At 60.1% G+C, this 17,555-nt stretch carries 10 protein-coding genes; 9 read left to right on the forward strand and 1 reads right to left on the reverse strand.

The window, feature by feature from the left end:
* Positions 1-69 precede the first annotated feature (69 nt).
* The 4 genes from CO671_RS27525 to CO671_RS33470 all read left to right on the forward strand — a co-directional run bounded on the left by CO671_RS27525 (position 70) and on the right by CO671_RS33470 (position 11,205).
* Positions 70-8,637, forward strand: coding sequence for a hemagglutinin repeat-containing protein (locus CO671_RS27525; RefSeq protein WP_097608596.1), 8,568 nt, complete (start codon positions 70-72; stop codon positions 8,635-8,637).
* Between the two features lie 478 nt (positions 8,638-9,115).
* Positions 9,116-9,622, forward strand: a complete 507-nt coding sequence (locus CO671_RS27530; protein WP_245423760.1) for a hypothetical protein — start codon at positions 9,116-9,118, stop codon at positions 9,620-9,622.
* A gap of 572 nt (positions 9,623-10,194) precedes the next feature.
* Positions 10,195-10,647 carry a hypothetical protein gene (locus tag CO671_RS27540; protein WP_141514286.1) on the forward strand — a complete coding sequence of 151 codons (453 nt, stop codon included), beginning with the start codon at positions 10,195-10,197 and terminating at the stop codon, positions 10,645-10,647.
* A gap of 57 nt (positions 10,648-10,704) precedes the next feature.
* Positions 10,705-11,205 (forward strand): hypothetical protein, encoded by a 501-nt coding sequence (locus CO671_RS33470; protein ID WP_141514287.1) that lies wholly within the window; start codon positions 10,705-10,707, stop codon positions 11,203-11,205.
* Between the two features lie 53 nt (positions 11,206-11,258).
* Here the strand turns inward: CO671_RS33470 and CO671_RS27550 are convergent, their stop codons facing one another.
* Positions 11,259-11,843, reverse strand: coding sequence for a DUF1349 domain-containing protein (locus tag CO671_RS27550; protein WP_097608601.1), 585 nt, complete (start codon positions 11,841-11,843; stop codon positions 11,259-11,261).
* A gap of 218 nt (positions 11,844-12,061) precedes the next feature.
* Between CO671_RS27550 and CO671_RS27555 the strand changes: the two genes are divergently transcribed.
* From CO671_RS27555 to CO671_RS27580, 5 genes are all read left to right on the forward strand, one after another.
* Entirely contained in the window at positions 12,062-13,588 is a 1,527-nt protein-coding gene (locus CO671_RS27555; protein WP_097608602.1) for an ABC transporter substrate-binding protein, read from the forward strand.
* 235 nt (positions 13,589-13,823) lie between these two features.
* Complete coding sequence (locus CO671_RS27565) at positions 13,824-14,765, forward strand: ABC transporter permease (protein WP_064819917.1); 942 nt, start codon at positions 13,824-13,826, stop codon at positions 14,763-14,765.
* Positions 14,765-15,634, forward strand: coding sequence for an ABC transporter permease (locus CO671_RS27570; protein ID WP_097608604.1), 870 nt, complete (start codon positions 14,765-14,767; stop codon positions 15,632-15,634). Before CO671_RS27565 ends, CO671_RS27570 begins: the two co-directional genes overlap by 1 nt.
* 54 nt (positions 15,635-15,688) lie before the next feature.
* Positions 15,689-16,201, forward strand: a complete 513-nt coding sequence (locus CO671_RS27575) for a RidA family protein (protein WP_004672416.1) — start codon at positions 15,689-15,691, stop codon at positions 16,199-16,201.
* A gap of 132 nt (positions 16,202-16,333) precedes the next feature.
* Entirely contained in the window at positions 16,334-17,530 is a 1,197-nt protein-coding gene (locus CO671_RS27580) for an aminotransferase class V-fold PLP-dependent enzyme (protein WP_097608605.1), read from the forward strand.
* Positions 17,531-17,555: the final 25 nt, after the last annotated feature.

Genomic DNA, 17,555 nt, shown 5'->3' on the forward strand with positions numbered 1-17,555 from the left:
GGGAAGGCAGCGCCGGCCACGATTGATGTCGAGACACAAAACCAGTTGTGCGTTTGGAAAGACGAAACGATGCGTGTAGAAGCCAATTTTGGTTCGAATGCCAGGGGCCTTGCTTACCGGTTTGGCAGGTTCGCCCATCGCTCGCTTGCGCTCGTGCTCAGCGCACTGCTGGTCTTTCAGCCGATGCTTGCCAATGCCCAGTCGGTCTCGGCAAGCACCACGGCGCCGGCCGCCAATCAGCCGGGTGTCGGTTCGGCACGCAATGGCGTGCCGCTCATCGACATCGTCACGCCGAATAGCCAGGGCCTGTCGCACAACAAATACGACAATTTCAACGTCGGCACGCCGGGACTGATCCTCAACAACTTCAAGGGTGAGATCGGCAACTCCAGTCTCGGCGGCGTCACGCCCGGCAATGCCAATCTCAACACGTCGGGGCCGGCGACGGTCATCCTGAACGAAGTCACCAGCGGCAACCGTTCGGCCTTGAACGGCGCGATCGAGGTGTTCGGCGGGCGCGCCGATGTTGTCATCGCCAACCCGAACGGCATCACCTGCGACGGCTGCGGCTTCATCAACACGCCGCATGCGACGCTGACGACGGGCGTGCCCGATGTCGGCGCGGATGGTGCGCTGAAGGGCTTCACCGTCAACGGTGGCGATATCAGCTTCGGCTCCAAGGGCGCCAACCTTGCCGCCGGCGCCGGCAGCGTCGACCTTTTCGATGTCGTCTCCCGTGCGGTGACGATCGACGGCGCCATTTACGGCAACGATATTCGGGTGACCGCCGGGCGCAACAAATTCGACTATGCGACCGGAAATGCGACGGCGCTGTCGGCGACGTCGGGGACGCCGCAATACGCCATCGACGGTTCGGCGCTCGGTGCGATGCAGGCCGGGCGCATCAAGATGGTCGTCACCGAAAACGGCGCCGGCGTGCGCATGAGCGGCAACCTTGCCGCCAACACCAACGAGCTGTCCTTGTCGGCCGACGGCAAGATCTCGCTCGGCAACGTCTCCGGCCAACAGGGTGTTACGATCTCCTCGAAGGCGAAGGTGACGGCTGCCAAGGTCACCTCGAAAGCAAAGGTCGAGGTTCAGGCGGATCAGGGTATCACCCTCGATACGGTCGCCGCCGATGGCGATATCGTGCTTTCAAGCGGCAGCGGTCTGTTGAGTGCCAGCGGCGAGGTCAACAGCGCCGCAAACGTGGTGATGTCGTCATCGAACGGCATTTCGGCCGGCAGCGTCGTCGCCGGCAATGCGCTCACCCTGTCCGCGACCGCGGGCAACATCCAGATTGCCGGCGCGGCAAACAGCGCCGATGCGCTGACGATCACCGCGACATCAGGCTCGATCGCCGCAGCCTCGCTTGTCAGCGGCAAGAATCTCACGCTTTCCGCCGGTGCCGACATCGGCATATCCGGCGATGTGCTGGCGCAGGGCGACGTCACGGCTTCAGGCGGTTCGATTGCAGCTGCAACCGTCGCCTCCGGCGTCGATTTCGCCGCCACCGCCCAGTCCGCCAACGGCACGTTGGTGCTACAGCAGGCGGGCGACATGAGCCTAACCGCCACAAACGGTTCGATCGTCGTCGGCGACGCGCTGCTCAGCAGCGGCAATCTTTCGGCCACGGCGAGCCAGAATATTGCCTATAACAAGCTCCAGAGCCTCGGCAGCGCAGCGCTCACGGCCGCGGGCCAGATCAGTTACGGCAATCCCACCAGCACCACCGGCAACCTGGCCTTCACCACCACCAACGTCGATCTCTCCAATGGCGCCGCCGGCAACATCGCCGTCGGCGGCACGCTGACATTCAACGCCGATAGCGCCGATCTCAGCAATAGCAGCCTCACGCTCGGTGGCTTCGCCCTCAATCTCACCGGCACGGCCGATCTCAGCGGCGCCAAGATCAATGCCATCACCGATGCCGGTGGTTCGGGCGACATCGTCATCAATGCCGACGGCCTCTCCACCTCCGCCGGCACGGCGCTGCTTGCCGACGACGACCTGACGCTGACGCTGCTATCGCTCACCAATGCCGGACAATTGGCGGCCGGCGACGATCTGACCCTCAACATTTCCGGCAACTTCACCAACACAGCCACGGGCCTTGCCTATGCCGGCAACGACGCCCGCCTGTTCATCGGCGGGGTGCTCACCAACAATCAGGGTGCCATCCTCGCCGGCAACGACCTTGAGATCGCCGGAACGGCATCGGGGCTGAGAAACACTGAGGTCACCAATATTTCCGGCCTCATCCAGGCCGGAAACGACATGTCGATCCTGACCGGCAACCTGATCAACAAGCGGACCGCCACGCCGCAATGGACGACCGGGACGCTGATTTCCTCCGGCGTCGTCACCGGCTTCACGCTCAATCCCGCCGCCGCCGGCCTGCCTTTCGGGTATCTCGAGACCGCAGACCAGAACATGTTCCAGCTCTATGCCGGCGTCGATCCGGGGCTGTGGCAGGATTATGAGCCGCTGCTCTGGTCGAAGGCGACGCTTGCCGACGGCACGACCTACCGCGCGTGGACCTGGATCTCGGCCGACGGACCGGAAAAGGTCACGCCGATCATCGACTGGATCAGGGCAAGGGTGCCGAGGGATGCGAACGGCAACCCGGTTGCCGATCCCAACAATCCGTCGCGCTATTTCATCGTCGACGAGGTGAATTTCAGCGGCTCGGACGAAAGCACCACCTATTCATGGGACTGGTCGTCCCATCTCAGCCAGTCGGTCTACGAGGACCGCCTGACCGGCACGCTCAGCCCCGAAGCGACGATCCGGGCGAGCCGCAACCTCACCATCGATGCCACCAATCTCACCAATTCCTACAGCTCGATCGAGGCCGGCGGCGACGCGACGCTGAAGGGCTCGACGCTGACCAACACCGGTGTCACCCTCTTCCGCACGACGACGACGACCTGCAGCGCCCAGGGCGCCTGCACTGCCTATGATGCCAACGGCCACGCCAATCCTTCGAAGAACATCGCCAACGGCACAACGATCGTCAGCTCCGTCCAGGCGATCGGCGGCGTCTCGGCCAATATCAAGGCCGGCGGAGCGCTCTCCGTCGATTTCGGCAGCGTCAACAACACCTCGGCAGCCGGCTCGATGGCCGGCGGCGCCAGCGTCGCCGCCGCAAGCAACCCCGGCGATCCGCTGTCGGCGCTCTCCGGCCTGACGGCCGGCGGCGCCCTCTTCAACGTCAACTCGGGCCTCGGCACCACCCTTATCGCCTCGACCAATCCGCAATCGGGCGGTTTCGGCAAGCAGATCCCCGGCCAGATCTTCCTGTTCGAAACCCGCGCCAAGTTCCTTGATGTCGGCACCTTCTACGGCTCCGCCTATTTCATGGACCACATCGGCTATCAACCGGATACCACGGTTCCCTTCCTGGGCGACGCCTATTTCGAGAACCAGCTGATCGACACGCAGTTGCGGCAGCTCGTCGGCGAAGGGCTCGGCAGAAGCACCTTCATTGCCGGCAACAGCGCGATCGAGCAGATGAAGACCCTGCTCGACAACGGCGTGACCTATGCGAAGGATCACGGCCTGGCCGTCGGCCAAGGTCTCACGCCGGAGCAGGCGGCAGCCCTCACCGAGTCGATCGTCCTCTACCAGATGCAGACCGTCAACGGCGTCCAGGTGCTCGCCCCCGTCGTCTACGTCGCGGCCGCCGATCGGCAGAAGCTCACCGGAGCCGGCGCAGCCATGGCGGGCGGCTCGGTCGACATGAATGTCGGCGATCTCGCCAACTCCGGCCTGATCGCCTCCGCCGGCGGGCTTACCATCGCCGGCAAGACCATTCAGGGCAGCGGAACGTTCCTGTCGCGCGGCGACACGGTGCTCAACGCCACCAACGGCATCACGCTCGCCGCCCAGACCATGACGATCGGCGGCCAGAACATGGTCAACACCAATGCCGGCGTGACGGCATCGGGCAACGTGCAGCTTGCCGGCGGCAGCGGCGATCTGGCGCTGAAGGGCGTCAAGGTGAACGCCGGCGGCTCCGCCCAGCTTTCCGGCACCAATGTCACGCTCGGAGCCGCCAAGGTCGATAACGGTGGTCAGCAGAATGCCACCGGTACCCAGATCGCCAGCGGCGGAGCCCTGACGATCAAGGCAACCGACAACGTCAATGTCATCGGCAGTTCCGCCAAGGCGGGAACGACGCTTGACGTGACCGCCGACAACGGTTCGGTGGCCGTCGTCTCGGCCGATGTCGCCCGCAACAACCAGTCCGGCTACACCAGGACGCTTTCCACCGACCAGCAGCAATCGCAGCTTTCATCAGGCACGAATGCGACCATCAAGGCCGGCGACGACATCCTGCTCTCCGGCTCCTCCGTCAAGGCCGGCGGCAATGTCGCGCTGAGCGCCGGCGACGATATCAATATCACTGCCGCGCAGGAGCACTCGGCATCCACCTTCGGCAAGAAGTCCGCCTCGTCGATCACCCATGTCGGCTCGGAAATATCGGCTGGCGGCGATCTCTCGGTGAAAGCGGGCAACGGCAGCGGCGATCACGATCTCAACATCGTCGGCAGCAAGCTTGCCGCCGATGGCAAGGTCGGCCTCAAGGCCGATGGCGACGTGACGATCGCCGAAGCCACCGACACCGCCACCCTCGACACCAAGCTCAGCAGCAAGGGCGGTTTCCTCGGCACGAGCGAGAAGACGACCACGCATCTGGAAACGACGACGGCCGTCGGCTCCGCCATCACAGGCGGTGGCGGCGTCGATATTGAATCCGGCAAGGATACGGTCATCTCCGCCTCGAAGATCGAAGCCGGCAAGGAAGACGGCACCACTCCAGCCGACCTGAACATCACCGCGGGCGGGAACCTCGTCATCGCCTCCGGCAAAGACACTACAGCCAAGGATGACAAGGGGTCGCGCAGCGGCTTCCTATCCAAAGGCTCCTCCAGCCACAAAAGCTATGACGAAACGACCGTCGCCTCCGAACTCGGCGCATCCGGCAACATCAATCTGAGCGCCGGCGGCGCGGCAGTAATCGCCGGCTCGAAGGCGGATGCCGACGGCTCCATCAACATCTCCGGCGACAGTGTCTCCATCGTCGGGGCGCAGGAAACGCACGAGCTCGAAGAGCAGCGCAAGAAGTCCGGCTTCGGCGTCGGCGGCGGTGGCGGCTTCATTTCGATCTACGGCAGTCAGCAGAACAAGGGCGCCCAGGCTTCGACCCTCAATGTCGGCTCAGCGCTTTCCGCTGGCGAGGACGTAAACCTTACGGCGAAGGCGACCGACCTGAACATTATGGGTTCCTCTGTCGATGCCGAGCGCGACATCAACCTGTCGGCGGCCCGCGACGTCAACGTGACGCCCGGCGCGGAAAGCTTCTCGCAGTCCGAACAGGAGAAGAAGTCCGGCTTCGGCCTGTCCTTCTCTGCCGGCAATGGCGGCATCTCCATAGGCATCGGCGCGCAAACGAGTAAGGACAGTTCAGCGCAGCAGTCCGACACCAATGCGGCGTCGACGCTGTCTGCTGGCCGCGATCTCAACATCTCTGCCGGCAACAATATCAACCTGCAGGCTGCGCAGGCTTCGGCTGAACGCGACGTCAACTTGTTTGCTGCCAACGACATCAATCTTCTGTCGGCTGCGGATAAGACCAATTACGAGGAGATACACGAGAAGACCTTTGCCGGCGTGACGCTCAGCGTCTCCAGTCAGGTGAGCCAAGCCGCCAGCAGCATCATGAACTCGGCCGAGCGCCTTGCCGGCGATACCCGCGTCAACGCGGTCACCAACACCGCCATTGCCGGTCTCGGCTTCTATCAAGGCTACAAGGGCCTGAAGGAAGCCTATAAGCAACTGACGGATACGTCTCTTGACGCGAAAGGCCTCAACTTCTCGGTCTCGCTATCAGCTGGCGTTAACCATCAGGAAAACAGTTCGTCCTCATCATCCTCGACGCCCGTCGTCACCGATATCCGTGCCAGCCGCTCGATCGCGCTGGAGGCTGAGAATGGCTCGATCACAAGCGACGGCGCTCAGATTGCCGCCGGCTACGATAAGTTCGGCCTGCCCACAATCTCTGACGATCCGCTTGCCGGTGACATCGTCCTGTCGGCCGAGAAGGGCAATATTACCCTCAATGCCGCGACCGGCACATCCGATACTGCAAGCCAGAACTCGTCTTATAGTGTCGGCGTCGGCGTCAAGTGGGAGTGCAGCACGAAGTCGAAGTGCGTGCCCGGGGTCAGCGTCAGCGGTTCCTACGGCAAGGGCAACGACGGTACGACGGGGCTGACGAATTACAACACCCATGTCAACGGCACCGGCGACGTCACCATTCTTACCAACGACCTCACTTTGAGGGGTGCTACCGTCACCGGAAACTCGGTGACCGCCGCCGTGCGTAACCTGACGGTCGAAAGCCTGGTGGATACGGCGACTGCCGAGGCCCGCCAGCTCAATCTCTCCGGTTCGATCGGCACCGACGGTTTCAGCGCCTCCGGCTCAACGCAGAAGGCGACGGGTGACGCCGCCATCGTCTCCGAGCAATCCGGCATCCATGCCGGCATTGGCGGTCTTGATTTGACCGTCGACAAGAAGACGACGCTGGTGGGCGGCCTGATTACCAGTCAGGCGCCGGCGGAACTGAACCATCTCGAAACCGGCACGCTCGAAGTTTCCGATGTCGACACCCATTCGCGCTGGAAAGCCGACACCTACGGCGCCTCGATCGGCTCCGGCGGCCTGAGCCTTGCAAAGGTCAACGATGGGGAGAGCGAAACCGGCAAGGCCTATTCAGCCATCGGTGGCAACATCGGCATCACCATCACCGATCCCGAGCATCAGACGCAGGACATCGGTACGATCCGCCGCGACACCGATAACACCAACACCTCGCTGCCCGGCCTGCCGGATCTGCAAAACATCCTGCGCGATCAGTACAAGACGCAAGCCGATCTGCAGGAAGCGCAGGCGACGATGGCGGGCTTGGTGGCCGATATCGCCAACGACCTGATGCTGAAAGCTACGACGCAGGCGGAACAAGACTTTTGGGGTAAGGATGGAGCCGGGCGAGCTCTGCTGCATGCCATTGGCGGCGGAATTCTCGGCGGCGTCAATGGCTGGGAAGGAGCTCTAAAGGGTGCGCTTGGTGGTGCAGCTACCACTATGCTCGGTTCTGCAATCGACAAACTGGTCGAGGGCATGCTCAAAGGCACCAAATATGACGGGACAAAAGAAGGTGCAGCACTTGCCAGGTTGATCGGAGCCAGCTTGGCGGCCGCTATTGGTGGTGCGGTCGGCGGTGGTGAAGGTGCCGCATATGGTGCGGCGAATTATCAGTACAATTATCTTGCGGACAAGGAGCTGTTTGAGGCGGTAAAGGCCCTCAAGGAAGCTGAGGCATGCCAGTCCGATTGCGATGCTGAATGGGCGAAAGTCAGAGGTTACCAGCAGCAGTCACTACAGAATGACATCGTGATGATGGCGGTCTGCCAGCAGAATCCCGCCTCGGACACCTGCCGTTCGATGATCAAGGATTTCCTGAAGTTCGCCTCAAGATTGGATAGAGCAGGCATTGATGTCTTCCCCGATCAGCAACCCGGGGATAGCTCGTTAAATCTGGACTTCGACGCAGATACGCTGGCCCAATTCACTCCGGGCAAGGGCGCAGTCTATCTCGATGTGATCCTTGCTAGATACGTAGCTGACGCTGTCAACAAAGGTGGCTCGATACCGGACGCGATCGACGGAGCAATGGCCCAGATTGCTCGAACCAATGCGGGCATGTCGGCGATCCTTGAGGTCGCAGGCACGGTCGGTGTTGCCGCGCTGTGCAACGTTGGAACGGCGGCGTGTATTGCTGCGATTGCTACAGCGATGAACAGTGCCAACCATTTGGTTGGCTATACGGAAACGCTCATCACCGGCAAGGAAGCCGATAGCCTGCTGGTTTCCCTGCTCAAGAAGCAGAATTATTCGGACGAAGAAGCGCAGAAGATTCAGCTTGCTCTCGATCTCGGTCTTATCGCAGCCACGCTCGTAACGTCAGGCGGTGAGGCGCTTGCGATACGCTTCAAGGTGAGTGATGCGGCCGATAGCAGTGTCCGCTCCGCGCTCAACAATATTGAGCTAAATCCCCAGACAGGAGAATTTGTCACAGGGGGCGTGTCGGCGCCAAACAATCCGCTGAGAGCAGATGCGATGCCCAGAAACGGCAATCGCCTGCTACTCGATCAGGGTCAAGCGCCCACCTGCGGTCATAATTCCTGCGGTATGGTATTGGATACATTGGGGAGACCTGTCGATGTTGAAGATCTAATAGCAGCTGTTCCCCCCAATGCGAACGGAATAGAAATCGATCAGATAGTTGGACTTTTGAGAGAGCAAGGGGTGGCAGCCAATGTTTTTGCCAAGCGAAATGTAGCCGATCTGGCGCGCTATACATCTGACGGTACGCCGGTGATTGTTCAAATTTACGATGAGAGCAGCGGTTTTTCGCATGCAATTGTCGTCGATGGTGTGACAACGAGAAATGGCGTAGAGGTTGTCGCGATTCGAGACCCTCATGGAGTTCAATATTTCAGTCCCAAAACAACATTCAGCCAATATTTCACGAAAAACGGAATAGTGGTTGTTCCAAGGAGGCCATGATGTGGGTGGAATTTCGAATTGAGCAAAATTTGGCGTCTCAGTGGCTCTTGAAGCAGAAGGATATACCGTGCATATGCCGCATTGGGCGCGAGTTTGAGATCGATTTTGTTGAGCCACTACCCGCGGCTCATGGAAAAGTAGGCGATTGGGATCTGCAGGAAATTTGTAATCGCGCCCTGCCGAGTGTAGGAGGTACATATACTCACTACTCAAACGCAAGAATAACCGTTAGTACGGCGGCAAATGATAGATATGATATATTGGATTTTGCTATATTTAATTCCACTGTCGGGTGGCGCCAAATTTTACTAGATCGTGAATATACGATCATAGATTAGTCGCGCCCCGATGATGTCCTCGGAAGCCAGTGCCGATCTCTGAGAATTGCCTGAGCCGTCCGCTCAGTGCCGATACACGATCAGGGCGATATTGCCGATTCAAGTTTTGGTCGCAGGTACCTCGGATGCCCCGAAATAAATTGGTCGCCGCTTTCTGTGCGGTCGTTGCGCTGCCGGCGTCCGTCTTTGCTACGGATTCGACGCAGCTGATATCTGCACTCGAACGGTTCAATGACGGCAGCGGCGCTCAGCAGTTGGCCGTGAAACTGGCCGGGCTGGTTGAGAAGGCCGATAAGCCTGGCCTGAAAGCGCTCAGCAAGCAAATCCAAGCCGAGGATGGGCCTCTGCTGTCTGAGCTGGCGGACGTGGCGGAGCTTGGAGAGGCTGAACAGCGAAAGATTACGCTGGCTATGCGGCCATGCCAAACCGCGAATGTATTGATTAGAGCAATCGCCATTGCGATTGGAGACGGGCGGTTCCAGCCCATTGTCAGAGGCGGAACGGTCATGATTGACGGCACAGAAGTTGATTCCAATTTCGCAAAACACATGTGGACGTGCGAGGCCCTCGGGCAATTGCCCCATAAAACATCAATCGGCTCCAAATGCCTGATGACTGGAGCTTGCAAGGACGACCCTGACCTGTGAGCCGTGTGCCTGTGTTTATGCGGGCTGCGTTTTGATATCCATTTCAGAACGACCCCAAGCGGCGTAAGAAAGAAAGTCGGAAATTCGGGCAAGGTTATCACTCAAGCCGAGTGGGAGGACAAGGTCTCCAGGCGAAGCAAAAGACGCAGCTGAATTTGAAAGGGGCCACTATAGGGGATGATGTCACACAAGAAATGGTGCCGGCGATGTAATCAGGGTTGGGTTGTACCTGTTCGGGTAATGAAAACCGGCCAAATCGTTCAGTTTTGCCTGGAATGCGATGCAATTTGGCGGGATGACATTGAAGAACTCAAAGCCGACCGCTACAGCGAGAAAGGGGAGAAGGGAAGCTTCATGAGCCTCGGCCCCTTTTTGGAAGCTCAGGGGATTTGCTACGGTCCTGGCTGTATCAAGAACGTCTACGATGAGAACGCAAGTCTTTGGCACGTCCTGCCCTGACGCGCCGAAGGTGCCCCTTTCGGCGTTCAAGAATGAACCTGGTCGTCGTGGCACCGTGGCGGGCTCGATCGACATGAGCGTCGGGCTACACGCAGCTGCATAGAAGTTGAACGATGCCGGCTCCCGAGGAACTGAGACGAGATATGACGCGACGAAATGATGCCGTCGAGAACCTAAAACGCTTGGTACTGTACAGAGAAAAGCAATATGCCGAGCTGATGCCGATAACTCAAAGTATCCAAGGCAATATAAATACAATGCCCGCGTCACTCGCAAAGGAAGTTTCGGCCTATTTGAGGCGCGGACTGGTTCTTATTGAATTTGTCAGCCCTACGCCAGATCCGTATAGCCCTGCTGATTTGGTTCGGAACGTCGTATTCTCGGACGGGATTTATTTCTGGGACGGGATAATACTGCATCGGGTCGAAAAGTATAAAGTGCGAATGCCCGAGGAATTTATGGCGCACTTTGATTCTGCGAAATCGCAACCAATTCCTGTTGATGAATCAGATGTGCCGCGATTGCTTACGGCTTTCAAAACTGCTGCGCCCCTTATGGTGATATGAGAGGTCGTTCTCTCGACCGAAAAAGAGTTGTATGAAATCAGTCGGTTGGAAGTATAAATGAGAAATTCATCGAACATTAGTTCGTATCAAATTCATTTTCCAGATTTGGATCTAAGCGAAGATGATTTAAGTGACGGAGGATTTACATATCTTAACGTTTCGATATTCGATCATTGGCTCACTAAAGGGGAAGCAGAAGATTCCCGGATAATAAGTTATTCTATCGCTAGAAGCAGCGGAAAAATTGATGAATACATGGAAGGTGAAAAAAAATTCCTGGAGCTTTATCGATCGCTATCAAAACGGGGTGTGATTTGTAACCGACCAAGGCCCTTACGCCGGCTCGATATAGCGGACGAAGAGCTAGACCGGATATTCCTCAACAGCTTACGGGAGCAAGGGTCAATGGACGTCTACTTTATGAGTCACGGGGCTCGCGTGCTAGGACGCTATGATCGAACCGACTTATTTATCATCGAGGACGCCGCTTGTTTAAGCACCCTTAAGGAGGAGATCGCAGAGGCAGGCCTCTTTATACTGCATTCTGACAACGTCTAGGTGCAGCGCCTTGTATGAAAGGCTTTCCCAAGCGTCATTGTCTGACGTTGCCGCTAACTCAAATCATGCAGATCCGTCGTAATCGCCGGGCCAATCGAAAACTCGGAAAAGCGCACCGTCAATCCACTGCGTTCCGGCGTGCACGCTGTCGGCCCAACCTCGTATCGGTCGGCGATTGGGAACGGCGCCAGCCGCAGTAGCGGCCAGCGGCTGCTGTCGCGGGAGGCCTGGATGCGCATGGCGCCGCCCGCGACGGTGACGCGGATGTGGAAATCTTCCAGTTCCCTGAAGGGCTGTGACACGGACCAGTCGGACTTCCCGTCGGTGACGACGGTGCTGAGGAAGGCTTCGCCGTCGGTGAATTCGACGCCGGTTTTGACCCAGCGGTTTTCGTCGAGGCGCACCATCAGTCCGGCCTGGTCATAGAGGGTGCGGAATTCGCCTTGGATGCGGATCTGGGCAGTGAAGCTCTCGGTCGTGGGAAAGGCGAGGAAGTGACCGCTATCGCGGGTGAAGCCGTAATAAGTCTCGCGCCAGAAATCGGTTTTCCCATCGGTCGTTAGGGTGAGGGCAGTGTCGTCGGTGTGCCAGCTGGCCGGTTCGTTCAGCCATTTTCCGTCGTTGAAATCGATGTTCATTCGTCCTCCCTCTGTTGAAGCCCCGGCGCCGTCGATTCTCCACCCTGATATAATGCGCAACCCTGGCGCAGGCGGCCAGTAGGGCGCACGCTTCCCGACCTCCTGATCCTCGTCCCACGATATAATCGACGGCTTCCGCTTGACACCACCACGTCATCTCTTATTCTGTTGTAAAAAGATGAATTACATAATTGTGGAACTTAACCGGGAGCCCTCATATGAAAACGCTTGTCGCATTCCTGCTCGGCACCGCGCTCGTCGCCCTGCCTTCGACCCTCTTTGCCCAGGAAAAGGGCGGCGTCATCAATGTTGCGACGATCGGCGAGCCGCCGACGCTCGATCCGATGTCGTCTACGGCCGATCTCGTCGGCATCGTCACGCAGCATATTTTCGAAACGCTCTATACGTTCGACAAGAGCTGGAACGTCACGCCGCTGCTGGCCGAAAGCCTGCCTGAAATCAGCGCCGACGGCAAAACCTATACGATCAAGCTCAGGACCGGCATCAAGTTCCACGACAATAGCGACATGACCTCGGAGGATGTCGTCGCTTCGCTCGGCCGCTGGATGAAGATCGCCTCGCGCGGCAAGCAGGTGGCGGGCTTCATCGACAAGATCACTGCTGCCGATCCCGCAACCGTGACGATCACGTTGAAGCAGCCCTATGCGCCGCTGACCTCGCTGCTCGCCTTCAACAATTCGGCGGCGATCATCATCCCTGCCGAAAAACAGGACGAGCCGATGAAGGAGTTCATCGGCACCGGCCCCTATATGCTGAAGGAGCGCAAGGCCGACCAGTATATCCAGCTCGTCCGCTTCGACGGCTACAAGTCCCGCGAAGGCGAGGGTGATGGTTATGGCGGCGCCCGCCATCAATATCTCGATGAAATCCGCTTCGTGCCGGTGCCGGACCCGAACACCCGCGTCGAGGCCGCGATCTCCGGCCAGTATGACTATGTCGATTCGATCGCCGTCGAATCCTACGACAAGGTGAAGGCCTCCACAGCCTCGCAGCCGGTCATGCTAAAACCCTTCGGTTATCCGGTCTTCGTCTTCAACACGAAGGAAGGTGTTGCTGGGAATGTCGAAGTCCGTAAGGCGATCCGCCAGGCGCTCAGCATGGAAGACATGCTGGCCGCAGCCTTCGGCAGCAAGGATTTTTATGCGGTCGACGGTGCCATCTATCCGAAGACATTCTCCTGGTCGACGGATGCCGGTGTCGAGGGCGCCTATAACGTCGCCGATCCGGAAGGGGCGGCGGCTGCCGCCAAGAAGGCCGGTTATAACGGCGAGCCGATCCGGATCCTGACCAGCCGCCAGTATGAATTCCATTACAAGATGGCGCAGGTCGCCGCCGAATATCTGAAGCTTGCCGGCTTCACCGTCGATATGCAGGTGGTGGACTGGGCGACGCTGACGCAGCGCCGCACCGATCCGAAGCTCTGGGATATCTACATCACCCACAGCCCCTTCCTGCCGGAGCCGGCGCTGATCGGCTCGCTCTCGACCAGCTCGCCCGGCTGGTGGGATACGCCGGCCCGCAAGGCCGCCGTCGATGCCTTCACCTCCGAAGTCGACCCGAAAAAGCGCGTCGCGCTCTGGGCCGATGTCCAGAAGGCCATCTATACAGACGCGCCGTTCATGAAGATCGGGGATTTCAACGCCGTCTCGGCGAAATCGGTCACGCTCGAAGGCGTCGATCCGGCTCCGTGGCCGTATTTCTGGAACGCTTCGATCAAGAAGTGATGGAGAGTTCTTTGGCCACCGCTTGCTCCCTCATTCCTGTCCTCGGGCTTGACCCGAGGGATGTCACAGGAATCCAGCCACGGCGCGTCTGCGCCGTGAATGACCCTTTTCCAGTCGAAGAGTCTTCTGCGCCCAAGGACTTGGGCGCGCTGGATTCCTGTGACGAGCACAGGAATGAGGGAGAGAGGGGGCATTCGCTACGGTACTCCATGCACCAACGGCGGGAGCAGTTCGGATGATCCGCTATATCCTCCAGCGCCTGTTCGGCATGATCGTCGTGATGTTTCTTGTCGTCACCATCGTCTTCGTCATCGTGCGGGTGACGCCGGGTGATCCGGCCGCCGTCATGCTCGGGCCGGATGCGACGCCGCAGGATGTTGCCGATCTCCGAACCCGGCTCGGCCTCGATCAGTCGCTCGGCCTGCAATATGTCTATTATATCGGCCAACTGCTGCGGGGCGATCTCGGCCAGTCGATCTTCCTCAACATGCCTGTGACGTCGGCGCTGCTCGACCGGGCCGAGCCGACCTTTTTCCTGACGCTGTTTTCGCTTGCCATCGCCAGCATCATCGCGCTGCCGATCGGCATCTATGCCGCCTATCGGCGCGGCTCCTTCGTCGACCAGGCGGCAACGACGCTGGCGATGTTTGCCGCCAGCATCCCAAGCTTCTGGCTCGGCCTCATCCTGATGCAATTCTTCGCCGTCCGGCTCAACCTCTTCCCGGTCTCGGGTTATGGCGGTCCGGGCTCGACCTTCTTTGACCGGATGTATCATCTGACGCTGCCGGCCTTCGCGCTCGGCATCGTCTCCTCGGCGCTGATCCTGCGTTTCACCCGCGCCTCGATGCTCGATGTGCTCGGCGACGATTATATCCGCACGGCGCGCGCCAAGGGACTGGTCGAGCGCAAGGTCATCCTCAAGCACGCGCTGAAGAATGCGCTGATCCCTATCCTCACGGTGCTCGGCCTGACGGCGGCGGTGCTGATTTCGGGCGCCGTCGTCACCGAAACGGTCTTCGGCCTGCCCGGCGTCGGCAATCTCGTCGTCTCGGCGGTGCTGCGCCGCGACTATCCCGTCATCCAGGGGGCGCTGCTCGTCATCGCCGCGCTCTACGTGCTGATCAATTTTGCGATCGACATGCTCTATCTGCTGGTCGATCCGAGGGTGCGCTACTGATGGCCGACATTGCAATCAAGCCCGCCGAGAGCGGCGGCAGCAAATTCCTCCGCCGCTTGCTGAAACGCAAGACGGTGGCCTTCGGCCTGCTGATCCTGGCGATCTTCGTGCTGCTGGCGGTCTTCGCGCCTATGGTCGCGCCCTATTCGCCCTCCAAGCTTTCGATCGTCAACCGGCTGAAGCCGCCAGGCGGCACCTTTTTCTTCGGCACCGACGAGTTCGGCCGCGACGTCTTCTCGCGGACGATCTTTGCCGGCCGCCTGTCGCTGCTCGTCGGCGCGGCGGTCGTCAGCCTGTCGGCGGTGATCGGCGTCACGCTCGGCCTGCTTGCCGGCTTCTTCCAGAAGCTCGACACGCCGATCGCCCGGCTGATCGACGCGATGATGGCCTTCCCGGATATTCTGCTGGCGATCGCCCTTGTCGCTGCGCTCGGCCCGTCCTTGACCACTGTCATCATCGCGCTGTCGATCGTCTATTCCCCGCGCCTTGCCCGCATTGTCCGCGCCTCGACGCTGGTCATTCGCGAACTGCCCTATGTCGAGGCGGCGAGGGCGCTCGGCATTTCCACCTTCCACATCATGACCCGGCATGTGCTGCGCAATCTGCTGTCGCCGATCCTGGTGCAGGCCACGTTCCTCTTCGCCAGCGCCATGTTGGCCGAAGCCGGCCTCTCCTTCCTCGGCCTCGGCGTCAGCCCGGAGATTCCGACCTGGGGAACGATGATCGCCGCCGGCCGGCAATATATCGGCCAGGCCGACTGGATGACGCTGTTTCCCGGTGTCGCCATCATCCTCTCGGTGCTGTCGCTGCAGATGGTCGGCGATGGCCTGAGGGACATGCTCGATCCAAGACTTCGCAAGGACCTTTAATCCGCCGACCTAAATCGGCCAATCCAAAACCAAATTCGCCAATCCAAAATTCGCATGACAGGAGTTTGCGTGAATCAATTTCCCAACGCCGCCGGCAAGGTTGAGAACTCGCCTTACCAACGGTTAGCCGCCCTCGGCATCAAGCTGCCGCCGCCGCCGCCGCCGATCGCCAATTTCGTGACGCATGTGGTGGAGGGCAATATGCTCTACCTCTCCGGCCAGGGGCCGCGCGAGGCCGACGGCTTCCTGCATGCGGGCAAGGTCGGCGGCGGCGTCGGTGTCGAGGAGGCCTACCGGCATGCGCGGCTGACGGGCATCAACCTGCTTGCCGTCATGCAGGAGGCGCTCGGCGATCTCTCCCGCGTCAAGCGGGTGGTCAAGCTGCTCGGCATGGTCAATGCCGTGCCTGAGTTCGAAGATCATCCGAGTGTCATCAACGGCTGCTCGGATCTGCTGATCGCGGTCTTCGGCGCGGCCGGCGAACATGCCCGCTCGGCCGTCGGCTTCGGCTCGCTGCCCGGCAACATCACCGTCGAGATCGAGGCCATCGTCGCCTTGCATGGCTGAGGCGCTTTGATGTTTGGAGTGGTCTTCGGATGAGCTCTTTCTATTTTAACCCAGGCTTTTGCTCCGGCTGCTCGACACTGCCGGATGATCGCGCCATGTTCGGCTTTTCGCCCCAGACTTCCGGAGATCTTCATGCCCGATGATATCAGACCTTCGCTCGGCCTTCGCCCCGTCATCAACGTGTCCGGCACGATGACCAGCCTCGGCGCCTCGATCGTCGTTCCGGAGGCGATCGCCGCGATGACCTCCATCCTGCCGCACTTCGTCGAGATCAACGACCTGCAGCGCAAGGCAAGCAGCGTCATCGCCCGGCTGACCGGCGGGGAAGCCGGCTTCGTCACCGCCTCCTGCTCGGCCGGCATTTCGCTCGCCGTCGCCGGCGCCATCACCGGCGATGATCTGCTGGCGATCGAGAAGCTGCCGGATGCCGTGCCCGAGAAGAACGAGGTGCTGGTGCAGATGGGCCATGTGGTGAGCTATGGCGCCCCGGTCGATCAGGCGATCCGGCTTGCCGGGGGCAAGGTCGTGCTCGTGGGGCAGGCGACCTCGACGCACCGTTTCCACATGGAGAAGGCGATCACCGACAAGACCGCCGCCGCCGTCTATGTCGTCTCCCATCATGTCGTCGATTACGGCCTGCTGAACCTCAAGGAATTCGTCGAGATCGCCCATGCCAGGGGCGTGCCTGTTATCGTCGATGCGGCGTCGGAATATGATCTGAGGATTTTCCTCGAGCAGGGGGCCGATATCGCGCTCTATTCCGGTCACAAGTTCCTCGGCGGCCCGACCTCGGGCATCGTCGCCGGCCGGAAGGAATTGGTGCGCCATGCCTTCCTGCAGAATATGGGCATCGGCCGCGGCATGAAGGTCGGCAAGGAAAGCATCTTCGGCGTCATGGCGGCCCTCGAAGCCTGGGAAAGCCGCGACCATGCCGGCATCCGTGAACGCGAGACCGGTTATCTCAATCTGTGGAAACGCACGCTCGACGGCCGCCCCGGCATCACCGCGCTGATCGAACCCGACCCGACCAACAATCCGCTCGACCGGCTGCGCCTGATCGTCGATCCCGAACAGGCGCATATCACCGCCTGGGATCTCGCCGATGCGCTGGCAAGGGGCAACCCGCCGATCATCGTGCGCGACCATGAAGTGGAGCACCGCTACTTCTATCTCGACCCGTGCAACCTGCATCCGGGCCAGGAGGTCATCGTCGCAAACCGCCTGGCCGAGGAACTCGACAAGGCGCGCGCTTCCAACGAGATCATCGCAACCCCGATCGAAAACCGTAGCAGGCATCGCTTCGACGGCTTGCTGCGCTGGCCGGATTGATCCGCCGTTCTCATCCGCCGCAAGA

It is taken from the genome of Rhizobium sp. M10 (genome assembly GCF_002531955.1).
GTDB lineage: Bacteria > Pseudomonadota > Alphaproteobacteria > Rhizobiales > Rhizobiaceae > Rhizobium > Rhizobium etli_C.

What these genes read in the sequence shown, in the direction of transcription:
- CO671_RS27525 (WP_097608596.1), top strand. Translation starts at nt 70, where the DNA reads ATGCGTGTAGAAGCCAATTTTGGTTCGAATGCCAGGGGCCTTGCTTAC.
- CO671_RS27540 (WP_141514286.1), top strand. Translation starts at nt 10,195, where the DNA reads ATGCCGGCTCCCGAGGAACTGAGACGAGATATGACGCGACGAAATGAT.
- CO671_RS33470 (WP_141514287.1), top strand. Translation starts at nt 10,705, where the DNA reads ATGAGAAATTCATCGAACATTAGTTCGTATCAAATTCATTTTCCAGAT.
- CO671_RS27550 (WP_097608601.1), bottom strand. Translation starts at nt 11,843, where the DNA reads ATGAACATCGATTTCAACGACGGAAAATGGCTGAACGAACCGGCCAGC.
- CO671_RS27555 (WP_097608602.1), top strand. Translation starts at nt 12,062, where the DNA reads ATGAAAACGCTTGTCGCATTCCTGCTCGGCACCGCGCTCGTCGCCCTG.
- CO671_RS27565 (WP_064819917.1), top strand. Translation starts at nt 13,824, where the DNA reads ATGATCCGCTATATCCTCCAGCGCCTGTTCGGCATGATCGTCGTGATG.
- CO671_RS27570 (WP_097608604.1), top strand. Translation starts at nt 14,765, where the DNA reads ATGGCCGACATTGCAATCAAGCCCGCCGAGAGCGGCGGCAGCAAATTC.
- CO671_RS27575 (WP_004672416.1), top strand. Translation starts at nt 15,689, where the DNA reads ATGACAGGAGTTTGCGTGAATCAATTTCCCAACGCCGCCGGCAAGGTT.
- CO671_RS27580 (WP_097608605.1), top strand. Translation starts at nt 16,334, where the DNA reads ATGCCCGATGATATCAGACCTTCGCTCGGCCTTCGCCCCGTCATCAAC.